This is a genomic window from Pseudomonas sp. CCNWLW23 (assembly GCF_037095675.1).
Lineage (GTDB): Bacteria > Pseudomonadota > Gammaproteobacteria > Pseudomonadales > Pseudomonadaceae > Aquipseudomonas > Aquipseudomonas atacamensis.
This window is the reverse complement of record NZ_JBAWKM010000010.1, coordinates 170,804-184,027: the sequence shown is the minus strand read 5'-3', so window position 1 is coordinate 184,027 and position 13,224 is coordinate 170,804. Positions and strand designations below refer to the sequence as shown.

13 protein-coding genes are annotated in these 13,224 nt (G+C 61.2%); 4 read left to right on the top strand and 9 right to left on the bottom strand.

What is annotated here, in order from left to right:
• Nucleotides 1-13 precede the first annotated feature (13 nt).
• The 5 genes from V8J63_RS15155 to V8J63_RS15135 all read right to left on the bottom strand — a co-directional run bounded on the left by V8J63_RS15155 (nucleotide 14) and on the right by V8J63_RS15135 (nucleotide 3,398).
• A complete protein-coding gene (locus tag V8J63_RS15155; protein ID WP_016772952.1) occupies nucleotides 14-439 on the bottom strand; it encodes a DUF350 domain-containing protein in 426 nt (141 codons plus the stop codon).
• A 15-nt stretch (nucleotides 440-454) separates the two neighbouring features.
• On the bottom strand, nucleotides 455-1,105 hold the full coding sequence (locus V8J63_RS15150; RefSeq protein ID WP_130888362.1) for a DUF2491 family protein: 651 nt from the start codon (nucleotides 1,103-1,105) through the stop codon (nucleotides 455-457).
• A 210-nt stretch (nucleotides 1,106-1,315) separates the two neighbouring features.
• Nucleotides 1,316-2,014, bottom strand: a complete 699-nt coding sequence (locus tag V8J63_RS15145) for a PspA/IM30 family protein (RefSeq protein WP_016772954.1) — start codon at nucleotides 2,012-2,014, stop codon at nucleotides 1,316-1,318.
• 17 nt (nucleotides 2,015-2,031) lie between these two features.
• Complete coding sequence (locus tag V8J63_RS15140; RefSeq protein WP_225914461.1) at nucleotides 2,032-2,613, bottom strand: YjfI family protein; 582 nt, start codon at nucleotides 2,611-2,613, stop codon at nucleotides 2,032-2,034.
• 230 nt (nucleotides 2,614-2,843) lie between these two features.
• Nucleotides 2,844-3,398: a cysteine hydrolase family protein gene (locus V8J63_RS15135; RefSeq protein ID WP_186568811.1), complete on the bottom strand. Its 555-nt coding sequence runs from the start codon at nucleotides 3,396-3,398 to the stop codon at nucleotides 2,844-2,846.
• Between the two features lie 101 nt (nucleotides 3,399-3,499).
• Here V8J63_RS15135 and V8J63_RS15130 point away from each other — a divergent pair, with 101 nt between their 5' ends.
• The 3 genes from V8J63_RS15130 to V8J63_RS15120 all read left to right on the top strand — a co-directional run bounded on the left by V8J63_RS15130 (nucleotide 3,500) and on the right by V8J63_RS15120 (nucleotide 6,637).
• Complete coding sequence (locus V8J63_RS15130) at nucleotides 3,500-4,501, top strand: GlxA family transcriptional regulator (protein WP_130888360.1); 1,002 nt, start codon at nucleotides 3,500-3,502, stop codon at nucleotides 4,499-4,501.
• Nucleotides 4,502-4,779: 278 nt separating this feature from the next.
• On the top strand, nucleotides 4,780-5,889 hold the full coding sequence (locus V8J63_RS15125; RefSeq protein WP_336464266.1) for a DUF3182 family protein: 1,110 nt from the start codon (nucleotides 4,780-4,782) through the stop codon (nucleotides 5,887-5,889).
• Nucleotides 5,879-6,637, top strand: a complete 759-nt coding sequence (locus tag V8J63_RS15120) for an alpha/beta hydrolase family protein (protein WP_336464265.1) — start codon at nucleotides 5,879-5,881, stop codon at nucleotides 6,635-6,637. The genes V8J63_RS15125 and V8J63_RS15120 overlap by 11 nt, the downstream gene beginning before the upstream one ends.
• A gap of 96 nt (nucleotides 6,638-6,733) precedes the next feature.
• Here V8J63_RS15120 and V8J63_RS15115 read toward each other — a convergent pair whose 3' ends face one another.
• The 4 genes from V8J63_RS15115 to V8J63_RS15100 are packed head-to-tail and all read right to left on the bottom strand — an operon-like array spanning nucleotide 6,734 to nucleotide 10,708.
• Complete coding sequence (locus V8J63_RS15115; RefSeq protein WP_024014510.1) at nucleotides 6,734-7,720, bottom strand: lysylphosphatidylglycerol synthase domain-containing protein; 987 nt, start codon at nucleotides 7,718-7,720, stop codon at nucleotides 6,734-6,736.
• Nucleotides 7,717-8,991 (bottom strand): cardiolipin synthase ClsB, encoded by a 1,275-nt coding sequence (gene clsB, locus V8J63_RS15110; protein WP_336464264.1) that lies wholly within the window; start codon nucleotides 8,989-8,991, stop codon nucleotides 7,717-7,719. Before clsB ends, V8J63_RS15115 begins: the two co-directional genes overlap by 4 nt.
• Nucleotides 8,988-9,785 carry an endonuclease/exonuclease/phosphatase family protein gene (locus V8J63_RS15105; RefSeq protein ID WP_056790768.1) on the bottom strand — a complete coding sequence of 266 codons (798 nt, stop codon included), beginning with the start codon at nucleotides 9,783-9,785 and terminating at the stop codon, nucleotides 8,988-8,990. Before V8J63_RS15105 ends, clsB begins: the two co-directional genes overlap by 4 nt.
• A complete protein-coding gene (locus V8J63_RS15100; RefSeq protein ID WP_130888358.1) occupies nucleotides 9,782-10,708 on the bottom strand; it encodes a DUF72 domain-containing protein in 927 nt (308 codons plus the stop codon). Before V8J63_RS15100 ends, V8J63_RS15105 begins: the two co-directional genes overlap by 4 nt.
• 343 nt (nucleotides 10,709-11,051) lie before the next feature.
• On the opposite strand from V8J63_RS15100, the gene V8J63_RS15095 reads away from it, so the two are divergent.
• Entirely contained in the window at nucleotides 11,052-13,154 is a 2,103-nt protein-coding gene (locus V8J63_RS15095) for a mechanosensitive ion channel family protein (protein ID WP_336464263.1), read from the top strand.
• Nucleotides 13,155-13,224 lie beyond the last annotated feature (70 nt).

Genomic DNA, 13,224 nt, shown 5'->3' with positions numbered 1-13,224 from the left:
GGCTTCCTGCCGGTCAGTGGGACGGTGTCATGCACGCGGCATTGAGCATGCCGACGCTGATCGCCACGGCGGCGACATAAATGCCGGCGGCGACTTCGCCGTTGGCGATGCGCTGGGACGTGCCCTTGAGCACCAGCCCGGTCGCAACGAACGCCAACAGCTGCACGACGGCGGCGATGACCGCCCAGAGGACAAAGTCGAGCACGTTGACCGAGTAGGCGATCACGTTGCTCGCCGGAATGGCGAAACCGATGATCGCCCCGGACAGAGCAATGGCGGCGGCAGTGTTGCCGGCACGGATCAGTTCGAATTCCTTGTGCGCGGTAATGCGCGTGTAGACGAATTGAAACAGCATGAACAGCAACACGGCGCCGATCAGGTAGACGACAAAACCGACCAGCGCGGTTTTGTTCAGGGAAACGGCCAAGACTTCCAGCATGAAAAACTTCCTTTTTTAGATGGCGCTCAAATCAGTCGTGTACAGCGAGATGCCCAGCGAGGTGCTCAGGCTGACGGTGCCTTCTTCGTCCTGTTCGACGGAGAACAGCAGCAGTTCGCGGCGATCGGTCAGGCCGGTGTCACGGGCATACAGCATGGCGTGGTGCTTGATGGTGTAGGACTCGTCCGGGTTGACCACGTGTTCGGTCATTGGCACCAGTTCGGTCTGATGTAACTCGGTGCCCCATTCACGGGTGTATTCAACACCGTCGTGGTGGTAGGTCGGCAGACCGATCAGGCTGTTCGGCCCGGCCAGACGTTGGAGTTCGGCGTCACTGTTGACCGTTACATAGCTGAGGTAATTGAACAGGGTGACCGACTCGACCTGATCATCGCCGGTGACGTGGATCTGCACCCAGAAATCCTCGTCGTTCATGTAGTAGCGGTGCAGCTTGTTGGACTGGCCGAGATCGACCCAGCCGGCGCTCCACACCGCTTGATCGAATGGCACCCGCACCGACGTCGAGCCTTCCAGCAGCAATGCCAGGGTCGTGTCGAAGCGCACGCCTTTGCCTTGTGCCATGCCCAGTGGACCGCTGGCGCCGGTGCTCGTTGGCGCAGCGGCCTGCCAATTGCTGGTGCCGAGCAAGTCTTTAAACCATCCCATGGGTACGTTCCTTGAAGCGGGTGGAGGTGTTCGGGGGTGAAAAAGTGGCGGTAGTGTAACGGGCGAAGCGGTGAACGAGCAGAGGCAATTACGCCGCAAAACCATGTGGGAGCGAGCCTGCTCGCGAATGGGTTGTGTCAGTCACTCGATTATTTGACTGTCACGACGCTTTCGCGAGCAGGCTCGCTCCCACAAGTTACCGTTCAGTCATTACTGCGCGGACTTCTGCTTCAGCCGCTCAAGGATCGCATTGGCGCTGCCTTCGTTCGGCGTGATGCCGGCGTCGCGCAGTTTGCGTTCCAGGTCGTTGCCGGTAGAGGCGTCGGCCAGTTCGTCTGCGGCGTTCAGTTCGGCAGCGCGTTGCTGCTGCTTGGCTTGCAGGCGGTTCAGGGTGCCGACCGCGGTTTCCAGTTTGCCGTTGGCGCCGCCGCTGGCAATCGAGGCGCTGACCTGGGCTTTCTGCACGCTGTCGCGGGCCTTGGCCATGTCCACTTGCTGGCGCAGGCTCTTGATTCGCGATTCGGCTTTGCTGATGTCTTTGCGCATGTTGTCGGCGTAGGCGCCGAATTCATCGCTGAGCTTCTTCTCGGCAGCGAGGTCGTTGGTCAGGGTCGAAATCGCTTCGGCCACTTCCAGCGCCAGGTCTTCACGGCCGGCATTCAACGCGGCTACAGCCTTGGCTTCGAGGTCCTTGATCTTGGCGTCGTATTCGCTGACGCGGTCGGCGGCCAGTTTGTGCTTGGCCATGATCGTCACCAGTTCGCGGCGAGCATTGGACAGCGCGGTGTCGGCGTCGCGGATTTCCTGATCTAGGATGCGCAGTGCCTGCTGGTCGGCGATGGCTTCGCCAACTTCATTGGCGCCGCCGCGCAGTGCGGTGAACAACTTGCTCCAGATGGACTGAGTCATTGGATATTCCCTGTTGATTACTTGAAGAAGTGTTCGAAGGCTTCGCTGGCGCGCTGCACGTTGTCGACCAGGGTTTTCACCTCGGTGACGACGTTGGTCAGGCTCGAATCAGCGCTGAGGGCGCCGAACATGTTGTAGACGGTCTGGCCATTGGGCATCGACTCGATCCCGATCGACGACAGCGGGAACATCTCGCGGCTGCGCAGCACGGCATCGTTGAACGCCTGGACGTTGCTGATCGAATCGATGTCCACCAGCACGGTGTCGACGATGATCTGCTGGCCGGCCAGGGCGATGTGAATCGGCAGGCCGCCGAATTCGTTCATTTCCAGCTTGATGCTCGGCTCGGAGCTCTGGATCAGGGACAGCGAAATCTCTTGGGAAGCCACCTCGTCCAGCGCCTTGAGGGCATTGAAGAGGCTGTCGATGGTCCAGTTGTTGCCTGCGCTCATGTATTTCTCCGACATGAAAGAGCCAGCCAGAATCGGTTGGCGTAGCTGTTGCTCCATTTGCTTGAGCAAGCTTCGGTTTTCCGGAAGCACCCAAGTTTCGTGTTTCACATAACCGGCGGCGGCCAGGCCTGCGCGCATCTGCTTCATGTAGAAGCTCGATGGTTTTTTCGCCGACTTCTTGCCACGCTCGCCCTTGGGGCTGGCTGCGGCAGTCGTCCGAGTGCGGCTTGTCATGGCTGGAATCCGGTTATGAGCGTCTCACGCGTGGGCCACACTACAACCAATGCAAAGTGCCATCAATGACTCACGCGTGAGATTTTCGTGACAGACGCAAAAAGGCCCGCAACGCGGCGGGCCAGTGGATTGCGCAGTTGTTGCTAGGCGTTGCTGCCCAGGAACTGCTCAGTCGATACCACGCTGGCATAGGCGAAACCCAGCGCCGCCATGAATGCTGCGTGCACGTGGGCGGCCGGCACCGTCAGGCCGTTGAATTCCAGATCACGGCTGGCGCAGGCATCGTGAATCACGGTCACGCTGTAACCCATGTCCGCCGCCGCGCGGGTGATGCCATCGACGCACATATGGCTCATGCTGCCGACCACCACCAGGTCGGTGATGCCTTGTTCGTCTAGCACCGCTTTCAGTTCGGTTTCACGGAACGAGTTGACGAAGTGCTTGAGCACCACCGGCTCATCGGCATGGTTGAGCACTTTCGGATGCAGTTTCGCGCCCTCGGAGCCGGGAGTGAAAAACGGTGCCTCGTCGGAAGTGAATTCATGCCGAATGTGCACCACCGGATCGCCCGCTGCGCGAAAGGCTGCGATCAGCCGTGCGGCGTTGTCCGCAGCGGCGTCGGCGCCGACCAGCGGCCACTTGCCTTGGGGGAAGTAGTCGTTCTGGATATCGACTACGATGAGCGCTTGCTTGGCCATGGGATTGTCCTCGAGGCAGTGATTGGGTGTGGTCTCAGTATTGACGCTGGCCGAGGATTCGAGGATTGGCCGCACCGACAATAGACGGGGGAAAACTGACAATGGCTGCACAAAGAGCCGCCACCGCTGAACTGGGCGTGCTGATTTACCCAGGCGCGCAACTGGCGGCGGTGCACGGTCTGACCGACCTGTTCGCGGTGGCCAACCGCATTGCCGCCGAGTATCAGGCTGTGCAATTGCCCTTGCTGCGGGTCAGTCACTGGCAGGTCGAGGGCGAGCAGTTGCCGACGCGGGTTTACGACAGTCATCCGGGCGACGAGGACGTTTTGCTTGCCGTGCTGATTCCGCCGTCTCTCGGCGGGTTCGATGCGGCGCAGATGACCGCGAGTCTTGCGCAATGGCTGCGCGATCAGCATGCACACGGCGCGACCCTCGGTGGTGTTTGTGTGGGCTCGTTGATGCTCGCTGAAAGCGGCTTGCTCGACGGTCGCAGCGCCACCACCCACTGGACCTCGGCCCAGGCGTTTGCCGAGCGTTACCCGAAGATCAAACTGAAGGCCGACACGCCGATTGTCGACGACGGCGACCTGATCACCACGGCCGGGCTGATGGCCTGGTCGGAACTGGGACTGCGCCTGGTCGATCGCTTGCTCGGCCCGAGCATCGCCACCGCGACCGCGCGTTTTCTGGTGATGGAACACAGCGACAGCGCCAGTAAATGCGGGAGCAATTTCGCGCCGATCCTCAGCCATGGCGACGCGTCGATTCTCAAGGTCCAGCACTGGCTGCAAAGCACCGGGGCGACGGATGTTTCGCTGAACGCGATGGCCGAGCGCGCGGGCCTTGAAGAACGCACTTTCCTGCGCCGATTCCGCGCCGCTACAGGCTTGAAACCGACCGAATATTGCCAGCACCTTCGGGTTGGCAAAGCGCGAGAAATGCTCGAGTTCACCAATGGCACGATCGACCATATTGCCTGGACGGTGGGCTATCAGGATCCGGGCGCGTTTCGTGCGATTTTCAAGAAGATTACCGGGTTGGGGCCGAGTGAGTACCGGGGGCGGTTTGGTGTGAATCCCGCTCCCAGAACGACGATGAACTAATGTGGGAGCGAGCCTGCTCGCGAAGGCGCTGGATCTACAGAGTTGTAGTCGGCTGACACTACGCTTTCGCGAGCAGGCTCGCTCCCACAATGATCGCGGCAGGATGACAGATCGTGCAATTTGCCGGAGTTTTGCGCGCCGTCGTGCAGTTTGAAACAGGCCTCATGCCAGCACAGTCACGGCAAGCTCCCGATTATCGGGCGGTTCGGGGGGATCGTTGATTGGCCTGATCTCTGCAATTTCCTTTGAGAACCCATCGACTGATAAAAGGGGAACGCATGACCCCGACACCCAGCAACAAAATCGTCGTTGCCCATTCGGTGCGTGCCGAGGCGCCGCAACATGAAGTCGAGACCAACAAGGCTCTGGCGCGCTGGCTGGCGCAGATTCTCGGTTGCAAGTTCGGCGGCAGTTACGACCCGGCCAAACATTCGGGCCGCGACCTCTATCTGCTGCCGACACAAACCATCGTCGGCGCGGCCCACGCGCAAGCGCTTGGCATCAACGGCCCCGATGACTTGTGGGGCGGTTACGTCGAATACGATTTCATCTGCACCAAAGCCATCAGCCACGGTTTGCGCAGTCATCTGGCGCACGCGCCGCAGGGCTGGTCGCCGCTGTTTTCGGAGCGGGTGCGCAACGTTGTGCTCGACGGTCTCAGCGTATTTGCCCTGGAAGATGCACGGCCCGCCGCCGAACATCTGCTGTACGCCGGGCCGATTCGCTTGAAGCCGGTTCACGCTTGCGCCGGTCGCGGTCAGGAAGTGATCAAAAGCCTCGACGCGTTCGATGAGATCCTCGCGCGGCCCGAGGCGCAAAATCTGTTCAAGAACGGCGTAGTGCTGGAGCAGGACTTGAGCAACGTCGTCACCCACAGCGTCGGCCAGTCGTTCATCGGCGGCAAAGTGTTGAGCTACTGTGGTGATCAATACTTGACCGAGGACGGCGAGGGCGAAGAAGTCTACGGCGGTTCGAATCTGCTGGTGGTGCAAGGGGGCTATGACCAACTGCTCGCGCTGGATCTGCCTGATGATGTGCGTCTGGCCATCGAGCAGGCGCAGGTCTTCGACAGCGCCGCCAACGAAGCTTACCCGCACTTCTTCGCCTCGCGGCGCAATTACGATATCGCCCAAGGCCTCGACGCCAGCGGCAACCCGCGCAGCGGCGTGCTCGAACAATCCTGGCGCATGGGCGGTGCCAGCAGCGCTGAAGTGGCGGCGCTGCAAAGCTTCGTCAACGATCCACAGATGCGCGCGATTCGCGTGTCGTCGGTGGAGACCTATACCGATCAGGCGCTGCCGGCGGACGCCATCGAGGTCTATCGCGGTCCGGCTGAAAACAGCGCGTTTCTTCTCAAATATGTGACGGTCCAATCCTATGACGGCTAGAAGCGAAAGCATTCAAATCGACATTGATGACGAACAGATGAGCGGGACTTTTCTCAGTCCCAAATCGAAAGTCCCGGGGGTGTTGTTTGTGCACGGTTGGGGCGGCAGTCAGGAACGTGATCTGGAACGGGCCAAAGGCATCGCCGGCCTGGGTTGCGTATGCCTGACTTTCGACCTGCGCGGGCATACCGGCGGCACCGGAATCCCGCTGACCCGCGTGACCCGTGAAGACAATCTGCGAGATTTGCTGGCGGCCTACGATCGCTTGCTGGCGCACCCGGCCCTCGACACTTCGGCGATCGCCGTGGTCGGCACCAGTTATGGCGGCTATCTGGCCTCGATCCTGACGTCACTGCGCCCGGTGCGCTGGCTGGCGCTGCGCGTACCGGCGCTGTACCGCGACGAGCAATGGCACACGCCCAAACGCGATCTGGACAAGGCCGACCTGCGCGATTATCGCGGCACGCTGGTGCGCGCCGACAGCAATCGCGCCCTGCATGCCTGCTCGCAATTCACGGGCGATGTGCTATTGGTGGAGTCGGAAACCGACGATTTCGTGCCCCACCCGACGATCATGAGTTACCGCGCCGCGTGTCAGCAAACCCACTCGTTGACCCACCGGATCATCGATGGCGCGGATCACGCGTTGAGTGACCCGGTGTCGCAGCAGGCCTACACCTCGATTCTGGTGGACTGGATTACCGAGATGGTGGTGGGGGAGCGGTTGAGCATTATCCAATCCAGATGATCTGTCGCGTGTACCGGCCCCTTCGCGAGCAGGCTCGCTCCCACAGTTTGTGGAAGCGAGCCTGCTCGCGAAAGGGCCATCAGCAGCAATGCATGGTCAGGAAGGTTTCTTCTCGATGCGCAACGCCTTGGCCTTGGCTTCCACCACTAGATACATCACCACCGTAATCAACAGCGGCAGAAGAAAATAAATCGCCCGATACGCCAGCAATCCCGCGACCAGACTGCCGCGCGATGCCTCATGCTGCAGCAACGCCACGAACACCGCCTCCAGCACACCCAGCCCCGCCGGAATGTGCGTGATGACCCCGGCAATCGCGCTGATCAACAGCACGCCGAGCACCAGCGGATAATCCAGTTTGCTCGGCAGCAGAGTGAAGATCACCGCCGCCATCAGCGACCAGTTCAGCGCGCCCAAAAGCAATTGCAACACCGCCATGCGCAGCGACGGCAGGTTGATTTCCACGCCGCGAATCGACCACTCGCGGCGCTTGGAAAACTGACACGCCGCCAGATAGCCGGCGCTGACCAGCAGCAATAACACCCCGACCAGTTGCAAGGCCGAACTGCTGAGCTTCCAGCCCGGCGGCATAGTCACCAGACCGCTGCTGAACACCACGCCTGCGATGGTCATGTAGCCGAACCAGTTGGTCGCCAGGCTCAGGCCAAGAATCTTGGCGATGTTGCCTTTGCTTACGCCCAGCCGCGAATACAGGCGATAGCGCATGGCGATGCCGCCGACCCAGGCGCTGAGATTGAGGTTGAAGGCGTAACTGATGATGCCCACCGGCAGGATCTGCTTCCAGGTCAGGTCCTGACGAATGTAGGTGCGGCCGATAAGGTCGAAACTGGCGTAAACCAGAAAGCTCAGCAGGGTCAGGCTGGCGGCGATAATCAGCGTGCGCACCTTGAAATCGGCAAGGGTCTCCAACACCTCGGCCCATTCGATGCGGGTGGCGAACATCGTCAGCAGGACGATCAGCGCGAGGAAAAACAGGATGGTCAGCGGGCGTTTCCAGCGGCTCCATTTTGACGGCGCCGCTTGTGCCGAATGGCTATCGGAGTGCACTTCGGAATGACTCATGGACGCGCACCTCGGAAAGGCTTCAGACGCGGTTTATGCGCCGGCAGCCAACCGGCCATGGCCGGGAAGTGCCGCAGGAAGTGGAACACCAGAAAGCCCACGGTCATGTGCCAGATGCGCCCACGCGGCAACAGCTTGGCGTCCATGGCTTTGCAGTGGTTCTGGCTGAGGTCTTCGAGGCGTTCGTACAGGTGCTGATTGAACGCTCGATCGCGGATCAGCACGTTGGCTTCCAGATTCAGCGACAGGCTCAGCGGGTCGAGATTGCTCGAGCCCACGGTGCTCCAGTCATCGTCGACCAGCGCGACCTTGCCGTGCAGCGGGCGCTGGCAGTATTCGTGAATCTGCACGCCGGCACGCAGCAGATAATCGTAGGTCATGCGCGCCGCCAGTTTCGCCACGAGCATGTCCGGCTGGCCTTGCAGGATCAGCCGCACCTCGACGCCACGGCGGGCGGCGTTGCGGATTTCGCGCAGCAAACGGTAGCCGGGAAAGAAGTAGGCGTTGGCGATGATCACCCGGCGCTTGGCCTTGCGCAGCATCTGCAAATACACGTCTTCGATATCGGTGTTGTGTTGATCGTTATCGCGGAACACCAGGCGCACCTGGCCGTCGTGATCGGTGAAGGCCATTTCCTCCAGACGCTGGCGCCGGCGCTGCCACCAGAACCGCGCGCGTCCGGGACGACCGCTTTGCAGCAGGGCGAAGTGATGGATATCGGCGACCACCGGGCCCTGGATCTCCACCGAATAATCCTGCTTGGCTTCAGGGCCGAAGTCGGCCAGGTGATCGCCGGAAAAGTTGATCCCGCCGATGAACGCGATCAAGCCGTCGACCACCACGATCTTGCGGTGCAAGCGGCGGAACCAGTTGGTGCGAATGCCCAGATGCTTGGGCGCCGGATCGAAGATCTGCAAATGCACGCCGGCATCGCTCAAGGCCGACAGATAGCCGGTGCTCAGTTCGCCACAGCCGAAGCCGTCGAGGCTGACCGTGGTGCGCACGCCGCGCTGGGCGGCTTCGATAAGGATTTGCTGCAACTCGGCGCCGACCTTGTCTTCGAAAACGATGAACGTCTCCAGCAAGATCTCGCTCTTGGCTGCGCGCATCGCTTCGAACACGCGGGGGAAATATTCCTCGCCGTTCTCCAGCAGCTCTACGCGGTTATTGCTGTGCCATTGATACTCGACGTCAACGTGGCCGGGCTCGCGCACCGGCGGATTCAGCGGGACCGGGTCGACGGCAGATTTTTCCAGTGGCGCACTGTTCATAGTTCAATCTCCACCGATAACGGTGCGTGGTCGGAAAGGTGGGACCAGGGCCGGTTGGTCAATACTTTTGGCCGGCTGGCCTTGAGGTTGCGTACGTAGATGCGGTCGAGTCGTAGCGCTGGCAGACGCGCGGGAAAACTGCGCGCGGGTTTGCCGTACTGCTCGGCGAACACTTCGCGCAGGCCACAGGGCTTGAGTTGCGCATCGGCGCGCTGGCGCCAGTCGTTGAAATCGCCAGCGACAATCACCGGGGCATCGGCGGGCAATTCGGCGAGGCGTTGCATCAGCAGATCCAGTTGCGCGTTGCGGTGGCTCTCGCGCAGGCCCAGATGCACGCAGATCGCGTGCACTTCGGTGCCGTCGCCAGGCAGGCGCAGCACGCAATGCAACAGGCCGCGGTTCTCATGGCCGCTGATCGACACGTCGAGGTTGTCGTGGCGGATGATCTGGAATTTCGACAGCAGCGCATTGCCGTGATCGCCCGCCGGGTACACCGCGTTGCGCCCGTAGGCGAACTGCGGCCAGAGGCTGTCGGCGAGAAATTCGTATTGCGGCATCGTCGGCCAGTTGTCGTAGCGTTTCGGATGCTGCTCGTGCGTGCCGTGCACTTCCTGCAGAAACACCACGTCGGCGGCGACGCTGCGCACCGCTTCACGCAGCTCCGGCAGAATGAAACGCCGGTTCAGCGCGGTGAAGCCCTTGTGAGTGTTGACCGTCAGTACGGTGAAAGTGCGCACCGAGGGCGCAACCACGGAGCCTTCGTCGGTGAAACCGACCGGTTCGGGAATGCTCATGACAGAACTCCTTCTGCGGCAACTTGCCCGGGAGTCGTGGCGAGGTCTTTATCGAGGTCGAAGCGCTGCAAGAGGTTGCGTGCGTCGTAGGGCGCGCGGACTTTGATGTCGTTGTCGAAGTAGCAGAACACTTCGCGGGATTTGCGCGCGCGGGGTTTCAGGCGTGGCGCTATCAGGTGGGCGTCCTCTGGCTGTTTACCGTGATGCCAGGCGTCGATGCGCTCGGCCCAGCGCTTGAGCGCTTGTTCGGAATAACCGCTGGCGTAGAGCTCTTCGGCGCCGTGCAGGCGCAGATAGACAAAGTCGCTGGTGAGGTCTTCGCGGTACGGCCATTTGCCGGCGGTATCGGCGACGACAAGTGCGGTGTTGTGGCGCTTGAGCAAGCGCACGAACTCCGGGTCGACAAAGCTCTCGTGACGAATTTCCACAGCATGGCGCAACGGCTTTTTGCTCCAGGCTTTGACGCTGGCGTGGCCGGGCAGATGCGAATCGTGCTGGCGGGCGAGGGCGGCTGCGGCTTGGGTGTCGTGGGGCAGTTGCGCGAGAAACTGGTCGAAACGCTCGGCGTCGAATTTGAAGTTTGGCGGAAACTGCCAAAGGATCGGCCCGAGTTTTTCCTTCAGCTCCAACACGCCCGAGGCAAAGAAATTCGCCAGCGGTTTTTCGATTTCGCGCAAACGGCGCACGTGGGTGATGAAGCGCGGTGCCTTGACGCTGAACACGAAGTCATCAGGGGTTTCGGCGTACCACTGGGCGTAACGTTCGGGGCGTTGCAGGGCGTAGAACGATCCATTGATTTCGATGCTGTTGACCGCGCGGGAGGCGAACTGCAATTCGCGCTTCTGCGCCAGTCCCTTCGGGTAGAAATCCCCGCGCCACGGGGCGTAGCGCCAGCCTGAAATACCGATGTGAATCGTCGCCATCCCATCCTCCCGTAGAAAGTCCTCGTGTTGCCGATGTTCTGTGATGACTGCGGCGGGGGCGGGAAAGTTTCGGTGGTGTTACGGACGGTCGCGGGTGAAGCGAAGATCAAGAGCTTACCCCCTCACCCCAACCCTCTCCCCCGAGGGGGCGAGGGGGAAGGGAGCAGATCTTCATGGTCTTCAGGACTTGAGTTCGACTCAAGACGTGCAGTTGGTGATTTTGGTCATGCAACTCGGTCGGCTCCCTCTCCTGGGGGAGAGGGCTGGGGTGAGGGGGCTCTTGAACTTGCCGCGCAATTACCGATCAGTTCCTTACCAGGGTCAGCCACGGGAGATCGGAGCTTTGCGCAATTTCAGGATCGCCATTCTGCTGGGAGCGCTGCTGTGCTTCGGCGTCAACGCATCGCAAGCCGCCGCGCTACCAGGCGTTCCGGCCGCCGCCGATACGGCGGAAAAACCTGCCGAACCGGAACCGCTGGTGCAGGGTGGTTTGCTCGGGGCGATCAGTACGAGCATCGACGATGTGCAGGAAAAACTCGACCTTAACGAACACCTGGTCGATGCCTGGCGGCTGCGCGCCGACCGCGCGGCGGATGAGGTCGACAGGCTGGTCAAGCAACCGTCAAACCGCTCGGGCTGGAGCGTGGCCGGGGATTTCCTCACGTTGTCGGGAGTTTGGCTGGGCAGTTTCGCCCTGCTCACCGTGCTCGGCAGTCTGTTGGCCAAGCGTCTGCGTGAGGGCCGCTGGTTGCGCACCCGTCAGCGCAGTCAGGATCTGCTCGGCTACGTGCTGCCGTACACCTTGCCGGCGCTGATCTGCCTGCCGCTGACACTGTATGTCAGCCATTTTCTGCAAGCTTCGGTGGGCCGTGCGCTGGCGCTGTGTCTGGCCTACGCCACCAGCAGCGGCATCTTCTCCACATCGATGTTGTTGTGCGTGGTGGTGATGTTCAACGTCGGCCACAAGCGCGCCGCCGCGCGAATCATCCGTGAATACTGCCCGCGCCCGCTGTTCCTGATCGGCTTTCTCGCCGCCCTCAGCGATGCCCTGACCAGCCCGCAGATCGCCCGACAATTGGGCGGCAATATCACCAGCAGCATCGCCGTGTTCACCGGGCTGATCGCCTCGGTCATCTTCGGTTTGCTGGTGATTCGCCTGCGCCGGCCCGTGGCGCATCTGATCCGCAATCGCCCGCTCGCTCAGCGTTTGAAACAACCGTCGCTGCAGGAGTCGCTGCGGATATTTTCCGGGCTGTGGTACTGGCCGATCGTGCTGATGGTGCTGGTCTCGGCAGTCAGCCTGATCGGCATCGGCGAGGACAATCAGAAAGCCCTGCGCTGCGCCTTGTTCACTACCGTGCTGCTGATCGCCACGGTGTTTCTCAGCACGGTGTTGCAGCACCTGTTCAAATCACGCAAGGCCGAGGCGATCCAGCGCAGCAGTGCCTACAAGGAACGTTTTCTCAGCCTGTTGCATGCGTTGCTGCGGATCGTCATGGCGATTGTGTTCATCGATATTCTCGGGCGGATCTGGGGCGTGTCGCTGCTCGATTTCGCCCAGAGCAGCACGGTCGGCCGGGCGATCAGCAATGCCTTGAGCAGCATCGGTCTGATCTTCCTGATGACGTGGCTGCTGTGGGTGGTGCTCGACACGGCGATTCAGGAAGCGCTGAAACCGCCGCTGAGCAAACGCGCGGCACGCCAGCCGAGCACGCGGGTGAAAACCATCCTGCCGCTGCTGCGCAATGCGATCAAAATCATCCTTGTGGTGATCTGCGCGATTACCACCATGGCCAACCTCGGCATCAACGTCGCGCCGCTACTGGCCGGTGCGGGCGTGGTCGGTCTGGCGATCGGTTTCGGTTCGCAGCAACTGGTGCAGGACGTCATCACCGGGTTGTTCATCATCATCGAAGACACCTTGTCGATTGGCGACTGGGTGGTGCTCGATTCCGGCCACGCCGGCACCGTGGAAGGTTTGACCATCCGCACCCTGCGCCTGCGTGACGGCAAGGGTTTTGTGCACTCGGTGCCGTTCGGCCAGATCAAGGCTGTGACCAACCAATCACGCCAGTTCGCCTTCGCGTTTTTCTCGGTGCAGTTCACTTACGACACCGACGTCGACAAGGCCATCGAGCTGATCCGCGAGGCCGGCGATTCGATCCGCGAAGACCCGTTCCTCAAGTACAACCTGCAAGGGCCGCTGGATGTGTTTGGCGTGGACAAAATGGACTTGAACGGCGTGGTGTTGACAGCGCAATTCCGCACGGTGTCCGGTGGCCAATATGCGGTGAGCCGCGCGTTCAACCAGCGCTTGAAGAAGCTTGTGGATAACACACCGAATGTGCATTTTGCGCAGACTTATCCACAGCAGGTTCTGTTGCCGAAGCGGCAGGAGGAGGGGGCGGTGGTTGCGGGTGAAGTGCCGCAGGAGTCGCGGACCTGAAGCATGATTTTGAGGTGCAGGGCCGGCCATTCGCGAGCAGGCTCGCTCCCACAGGGGAAACGGGATTGAA